This is a genomic window from Kitasatospora sp. NPDC041917 (assembly GCF_055589745.1).
Window position 1 is genome coordinate 1 of sequence record NZ_JBVJBI010000129.1, and the last position, 1034, is coordinate 1034.

The 1034-nt window shown below is 58.0% G+C and carries 1 protein-coding gene; it reads left to right on the plus strand.

Annotation, left to right across the window (positions count from 1 at the left end):
• Positions 1-520: 520 nt before the first annotated feature.
• Positions 521-949, plus strand: a complete 429-nt coding sequence (locus ACZ6EM_RS40500; RefSeq protein WP_465774693.1) for a hypothetical protein — start codon at positions 521-523, stop codon at positions 947-949.
• The last annotated feature ends 85 nt before the right edge of the window (positions 950-1034 follow it).

Here is a 1034-nt window from a genome sequence, read left to right on the forward strand (position 1 = left end):
ATCTTCTACAGGACCGCGTTGGTCGAAACCGGAGCAACATCAGTGGTGCCGATGAACGCAGCGATCGACGTGGAAGCCGCAGCGATCACACTCACTCCGCTGGGGACATGATCCACATAGACCGGGAGTTTGGCAAGTAGGCATTGCTTCTCCTATGAGGATGGCCGGGACCCCCCATATCGCTACCATCGTCGATGATTCCGCCCGTAGCCAGGCGAATCCGAGGCCATGTTCAGGCAGCATGGACTCCCGTACGGGCAAAACCCGCCAACGCCGCTCACGCCCCCACCAGCGGGCAGCACTATCGCCCTAACGAGGCCTCATATAAGATCAACTGCCAGACCTGGCAGGCTTAACACTGGAGCTACAACCGGGTGGCGCAAAATGCGGATCAGGCACCATCGGGAGCCCGCTCATCCAGTCCGCGGTGCACACGGCGACGTGGCCCAGCCACCTGCAGGCGAGAGATGTATGCCCCAGAGCCACCTGCCGGTGCCACTTCTTTTGACAAGGAGAGATAATGAGTGATTTCGTCATCATTACGAATGACACTATCGCCGTAACCATTCCCACGGCAATCATCCCCGCTATCGTTTCCCCAGTGCCAATCATTGGCTCGAGTGCGAATTTGTCAGTCGACAATCTTCGCGCCTGCCTAATGGGTGACGAGCTTCCGCTGTCAATCTCCACCCCCCTTAATTACACTACTCCCTCTCATTCCGTAGCAGGCATGGGCAAACTAAGCCTCGAACTGTCCCCTGTAAACACAACGGCGAAGACAAAAAATGGAAATAAATCCCTACTCCTCAAGGGATCCTCTTTTACTGCAAAATTCCAGGTCACCACCCCGGCGACGATGCCACCTCCTGCCAGTACCCCGGATCCGGAGTTGGTTAAGGTCGGGACTGCCACCTTCGCCACCAAGAACACCAAGTTCTTGGCAAGTTGACCGATCTCGATCAGAGCGTGTCTGCGGTCTCCCGCCGCGAGGGGCCGGTGGTCGGCCGCCGGCGCAATGCTGCCCGGTGCCCGTG

Excerpts from the sequence above, each read along its gene's own strand:
- ACZ6EM_RS40500 (WP_465774693.1), top strand. The coding sequence starts at position 521 with ATGAGTGATTTCGTCATCATTACGAATGACACTATCGCCGTAACCATT.